The organism is Desulfofundulus australicus DSM 11792 (genome assembly GCF_900129285.1).
Classification (GTDB): domain Bacteria; phylum Bacillota; class Desulfotomaculia; order Desulfotomaculales; family Desulfovirgulaceae; genus Desulfofundulus; species Desulfofundulus australicus.
Window position 1 is genome coordinate 1 of sequence record NZ_FQUW01000061.1, and the last position, 5,903, is coordinate 5,903.

The 5,903-nt window shown below is 53.3% G+C and carries 7 protein-coding genes; all 7 read right to left on the reverse strand.

Going from position 1 to position 5,903, the window contains the following annotated elements; all coding sequences use genetic code 11:
* On the reverse strand, positions 1-592 hold a 592-nt coding region (locus BUB44_RS14655), incomplete at its 3' end, for a DUF6927 domain-containing protein (protein WP_073167691.1).
* A 51-nt stretch (positions 593-643) separates the two neighbouring features.
* Positions 644-1,918, reverse strand: coding sequence for a hypothetical protein (locus BUB44_RS14660; RefSeq protein WP_131821651.1), 1,275 nt, complete (start codon positions 1,916-1,918; stop codon positions 644-646).
* A 208-nt stretch (positions 1,919-2,126) separates the two neighbouring features.
* The gene (locus BUB44_RS14665; protein WP_073167696.1) at positions 2,127-2,477 is read right to left on the reverse strand and encodes a ParB/Srx family N-terminal domain-containing protein; all 351 of its coding nucleotides are present in this window, start codon (positions 2,475-2,477) and stop codon (positions 2,127-2,129) included.
* 87 nt (positions 2,478-2,564) lie between these two features.
* Positions 2,565-2,894, reverse strand: a complete 330-nt coding sequence (locus tag BUB44_RS14670) for a hypothetical protein (RefSeq protein WP_131821652.1) — start codon at positions 2,892-2,894, stop codon at positions 2,565-2,567.
* Positions 2,895-3,352: 458 nt separating this feature from the next.
* The gene (locus BUB44_RS14680; protein WP_073167701.1) at positions 3,353-3,760 is read right to left on the reverse strand and encodes a hypothetical protein; all 408 of its coding nucleotides are present in this window, start codon (positions 3,758-3,760) and stop codon (positions 3,353-3,355) included.
* 12 nt (positions 3,761-3,772) lie between these two features.
* Complete coding sequence (locus BUB44_RS14685) at positions 3,773-4,243, reverse strand: hypothetical protein (RefSeq protein WP_131821653.1); 471 nt, start codon at positions 4,241-4,243, stop codon at positions 3,773-3,775.
* A gap of 686 nt (positions 4,244-4,929) precedes the next feature.
* Positions 4,930-5,568, reverse strand: coding sequence for a DNA polymerase III subunit beta (locus tag BUB44_RS14690; protein ID WP_165611061.1), 639 nt, complete (start codon positions 5,566-5,568; stop codon positions 4,930-4,932).
* Between the last annotated feature and the right edge of the window lie 335 nt (positions 5,569-5,903).

The following is a 5,903-nucleotide window of genomic DNA, read 5'->3' on the forward strand; positions in this document are numbered from 1 at the left end:
CCTTCAGCACCTCGTACCCCCGCTCCAGGTGGTACCGGCGGATTTTGTACCGGTTCCCCCACCGGTCGGCAAGTATCAACCGCCGCGGGTCCTCCACCCTGAACGTGTCTTCCTGTCGTCCGCTCTTAAACACAATCGAATCGGCAAACTTAATAACCATCCCTTTTTTCAGCCTGGGACGTACCTTTTTCGCCCGAATGCGTTCCCAGCATTTCTCCCGCCACTCCCTGGCCCACTCGTGATCAGTGGGAGTGAGCATTTTCAGTATGCGCTCCGGGCAGTCGTAGTAATACGGTCTCATCGATTCGCTCATGTCTTTGTAACAAAAGTTGTAGTAACTGTTGGAACTAAAGCTCAGGGCGCAAACGATAGCAGTTACCTCTCGCTTCCCCTGCGCATCGCCTATCTCATAAGCAATATAAGCTGTGCGCAGGTTTACTACGGCGCAGTCCAGGATTTTCCCATACCTGCCGTCGTCCCTGGTGTAGTTAAACTCTCTCTCTCGAAAAATTCCCTGATACTCATCCCTTTTGGCTTGTTGGTACAGGTCCATCCCATTTCTTTGGGGCAGGCCCCCGGCAGCCCGCCCCATCTCACCTCCTTAAGTGAAGTGAGTTAAGGCGGGCCGGGCCACCTAGATATCTTACGCCGTTTTTTCTACCTCCGGTAATCCGTACATCCTAAGAAGTACCTTTACGACTACCTCCTGCCAGCCGCGCTCGAATCCCCGCGTGCAGTCGGGTGCATCGGTTACGTGGTGCACCATCTCATGCACCAGGGTCCCCAGGACTTCTTCAGGAACTGTCAGCACGTCCCGCAGCAGGTAGATTACGCCCCTGTGGTCGTAACAGCCTCTTACTCTCTCCTCACCGTCCGGAGGAATTTCGGAGACGATCATTATTTTCGGAAGTTTTCCACCAAACACTTCTCTGGCTATTTTCTTCGCCCACCGGAGGTTCCGGCTCTCTTCCCGGGACAGGTCTTTTAGGGCAACCCTTCCCCTCGGCTTCCTGGCTCTGGCTGCAATATCATAGCTGAACTTCGCACCCAGCCGCCTGAAGCAGCCTTCCCACTGCCAGGGAACGCTGTTGAGAACTACAAACCCTTTCTCCCTGGCCTCCAGGTCGTAAACGGCGTCGCTTGCCAAACACACTCTCGCACCGAAGACTTCCCTCATCGCCTTCCTCCAAACCGCCAGGTTGTCATTCGGAGGTTCAAGGTGTGCCCTGCCCTCCAGGTACGCCTTCGCTTCCTTCTTCTCCACGATCCTGAAAAGTGTTACGATGACTTTTGGGTTTCTGCAGGTACTGAGTACCCTTCCCACTTCTTCCAGCAGCGCGTCGTCGTCCACCACTGTCCTGTCCCGGTTCTGCGCCGCCCTGATGTTCTCCCCGGTCAGGTCGTAGCTGAAAAGCATGTCCTTCCTCTCTGCCGCCAGCGCTCCGTTGACGTACACCCGCCCGCCAGGGAGATATATCCTGTCGGATATTTTCCTGACCGTGCTGAACTCCAGGAACAAGCCTAAAGCCGCATCGCTTTCCTCTCGTGTAGCTTCAAAACAAATCCTTGTCCCGGTAACCCTGTCGTTTTCCTCCAAAACAAAAACGAGCACCTGGCACTCCAACGCCGGCTCGTACTCCAGCACCGGTACGGCGGTAAAACCTGCCGTCTCAATATACATCTTCCGTTCTTCCCGGGCGGCGACCAGCGCGGCCAGCTTCAGCCCTTCCCCAAACTGGCCGATTAACTCGCCGTGCCCGCGCTTGCCGGAATTCCCTAGAGCCAGGTCCTGCCGCCTCAACCCAGGCCCGTTATCTTCGGCAATTAGAAACCCTTTCTTCCAGAACACCCTGCCCCGGCAGGAGTACTTCTTCCTTGCGTCCAGGTTCTCCTGGACAATTTCGCGCAGGGCCTCCACGACCCCCCACGACTTTACGTATTCGGAGGATATGTTGGTCTTTATGCGCTCCTGGAAAAGCTTGAGCTGTTCAAACATAATGAGAAAAGGGCGGACCGGTATAACGCCCGCCCTCTCCACCTCTCTTTCCGGAAGAGTTTTTACCGGCCTCGCGGCCTTGCTCTACCCCCTCGATTGAAGTGAGTTCGAGGCGGGCCGGGCCGCCTGGTCACACATAGATTTCCATGCCATATTTTTTAACAATCTCTGGTGGAAGCTTTGAAAGAAGTTCCACCAGAATATCCCAATCATCAACTTCGGGCTGCTGTACCCGGTGTTCCGCATACAGAACTGCCCAGTTAAGACCAGCTTCGGCAAAAACATCTTCTATGTCAATAACCGGGATATCATTGTCGCTCCAGCCGAGAGCTCTGCACGCGGCGTAACGATGTGACCCGGTTAACAGATCACTACCCCACTTTACCAGCGGGGCACCGCGCCATCCGTAAAGAGATATACTGTCGATTAATGTGTCGAATTTGTGGAGATCGCGGACTCCGTGTAACGGAATTAAATTCATATTTTACGGGCAGGCCCCCGGCGGTCCACCCCTCTTCACCTCCTCTTGGTGAATCAATGCGGGCCGGGCCGCCTGACCGTCCATTTCTTATCCAGCAAAGTCCACAACAGAAAACTCCAGGTTCAGGATATTGATTGCTTTTTCGATTGCTTTAACTTCCTTTTCGTCTTCGTCATTCTCGATTGTGATTACAAAGCCTGATATCCCCAGGCTCGCACATTTTCTAACCAATTCAGCTATCCCGGCTATCGGCCCGGTAACGGCCATGTCGACCCACTGGTCTTCATATTCTTCATACCGGCAGTGAAGGTTCATATTTCCAGCTTCTCTTGCTACAACCGCCTGTCGGATACCGTCTAAAGTCGCCAGGAGCGGATCTTCTGCGTGTTTTTTCCTTATAACCCACAACGTTGCCATATATACAGGGCGGATCCCCGGCGACCCGCCCTTTCTCACCTCCTTGTCAGGTGATTGGGCGGGCCGGGCCGCCCAGCATGGAAGCTAAAGCCTCACACCTTCCTGGGTGAGTATGCCCGCGTCGATTGCAGCATGCAGGACTTTTTTAATGTCCTCATACGTTTTCGGTATGGGCATTTTCATTGCTCTTGCAAGATCGCGTACGTCAAAGGTGGAATCTGCATCCTCGTCCGAACAGTCGGGCGACCATCCGTAGTGATACATGCGGGCTCCCTCATCTATAAAGTCATTTTTGTAAACGTGATATACTTTTACGTCCCTGTGTTTAAATGCCACATCCGCATCGACCCACTGGTACGGCATTTCTTTCGCAGTGCGCGGTTCCCGACAAACCAGCGCACTTATTCCCTCCCTCTCGCTTTTTTTGGTGAGTCAGGCGGGTCGGGCCGCCCTGGTTTCTAAGCCTGTTCTCCTTCCGGAAGGTTTTTATCCGCATCCGCAATTGCCTGCCGGAGACGCTCGCAGGCGTATTCCCGACAAGCCGCCGGACGTTTATCCCGCGGCAGCAGGCAACCTTTGAGTGACCAGTACTGGCAGTAGTCCGGGTCAATACCGGCGCGCCGCAAGGCTTCCCTGTACCGTTTGCCCCTACCAGAGTTTTCATGAGCTATAATGGGGTCGAACAATGGAGGCATAAAACTGAACGCGCCGGATTCTTCGAATACGTCATACCAATCGGATAACCAGTCGGTAAACCAGGTATGACCATCTGGAAACGCGCCGCCCTCGGAGGCAGGCTTGTATATCTGACAGCATTTGCCCCCGCAGGCGGCACAAATAGACGGAACACAGACATCGCGGCCCATACCGGCACCCCTTCACGCGCAGAGTTCCCGGAGTATGTCGCACTTCTCCAGGATGCAGTCCGGCAGGAAGCCGCGTTCCAGGAAATATTTCCTGACTTCTCGCCTACCTTCCAGTTCGTCTCCAGCCTCTGTTACTATCAAGCCATCCCATAGAAAACCGATTTTACTCAACGGTTCCCGGAGTTCGTCCGGCATTTCTTCCAGTATGCCGTTCTCCCCGGGGTCATCCCCGTAAAACCCACCGCAGGAATCGATGCTTGCGATGTCCCCGTCTGCAATTTCGTAAACGGTGAAACCGTAGACTTCCCCGCGGAGCCACCGGTCGTATACTTCAACTTCAGCCTTCAGTACGGAAATTACACGGTCGCGTACCTTCTTTGTAATGCGCTTGACCCCATATTCTTCCCGTACTTTCTCCTTTAGGACGTATATCCACCCTATCTGCCCGCTGTCCCAGGGACATGAGAACGGTTTCGTGGACACGGTGATCCCGCTGTGATCATAGAGGTACAGCGGCAGTTTTACCGCCACATCCGCCTTTTTCGCCCATTCCCGGAAGTCGTCCGGAGTATGAAAGTCGTGCCGGTCGCCCAGACAGTACCTCCGGTGTCAGCACACCATCGTCCCCAGGTTGTCCCATTTCCGCGGAGACTCCGCATGTTCGTCGTACCAGATTTTAACCAACTTCATCGACAGGAGGGTAGCGGACCCCGGCGGCCCGCCACCCCAAACACCTCCTTTTTGGGTTTATCGGGGTTTTGCGGGCCTGCCGGGCGGCCCGAAATTCTCTAATTCTCAAAGTAGTATTCGACACTACCAGCTAGCTCAATCGCTTTAATTACGGGACATTTACGCGCACAGAGATTACCAGCTACGTAACAGTTCCAGCAACAGCCCAAGTAACAGAAGTCACACGTTCTCTCGTCACATGGAAAGGGATTACGCATTCAACCCTCCCCTTTTTGGCGATTTCAACAAAAAAGCCCCACCAGCCTGAAAAAGGCACAGTGAGGCTTTTGGTCCCGTGTTTTTTTACTTTCTCCGGCCTCTTAAAAGAAGCCGTACCCCGCGTTCTAAAGGAACACCTTTCTCCGGTATCTTGAAAGCACCGGCAGTAAGAACCAGTCACTATTAATTATACACTACCAAATACCGGAAGGCAATAACTGCTATGCTGCCGCCTCCGCAGCTTCTTTGACCAACGGCAGAATGAGCGAAAAGTACGTGTCGTCCCCGTCCACCACTTTTCCTGCGGGCCTGTCCGCAGTAAAGTAAATGTCTACTTCTTCCTTTCCAACCACCTTCACGGCTTCCGCCAGGTAGCGGGTCTTGAAGAACATCGAAACCGGGTCCCCTTCATGGTCTACTTCCAGGGTTTCGGTTATGCCGCCCCCTATCCCGGAAGCGGAAATAGTCATTTTTCCATCACAAATGTCAACCTTAACTTTTGAAATATTTCTATCGTCGACAATTACGGCAGCCCTGCCCAGCGTCTCCAGCAGGTCCTTGACCTTAACCCGCACGCGCGCGCAGAAGTTTTCCGGTATGACAGCCCTGTAATCCGGGTACTTCCCCGCAATGGTGCGGGAAAATACTTCCACCGGCCCGCTCCGGAAAACCACGAAACTGCCCTGAACGTGTATCGTCACCCTATCGCCGTTCAGGACTTTCAAGGTTTCCTGCAGAGTGGCCTGTGGGACTATTGCGTCGACTTCGCTTTCACCGTCTGCAGGAAGATACGCCCAGTGCATCCGGTTCATGTCGGATGCCACCAGTTCCAAACCAAAAGGTGTTGCTTTAAACAGCACTGTAGATTTTCAAATTGATTCGGGAAAAATCTTCAAATTAAATTGGGGCAACCAACTGGTGGAACAAAGGAAATTCTCATTTTAAACCGGTAATCATAAAAATAATTTTTAAATTCCGCTGGCATTTCCATCGAAAACCCAAAAAAGAAAAACCGGCTACCCGAAAGAGGCAGCCGGTGGTAATACCGCTCAAAACCGGTTAAACGGATATTTTTTCTTAAGGGCCAGAATTTCCGCCCGTGCTTCCAGCAACTTTTCTCTGAACACGGCAGCAAACCAGGCCGGCCGGTTTCTGGTCGGCGGATACGTTCTGGCTTTATCGGCCACCTTGCAGA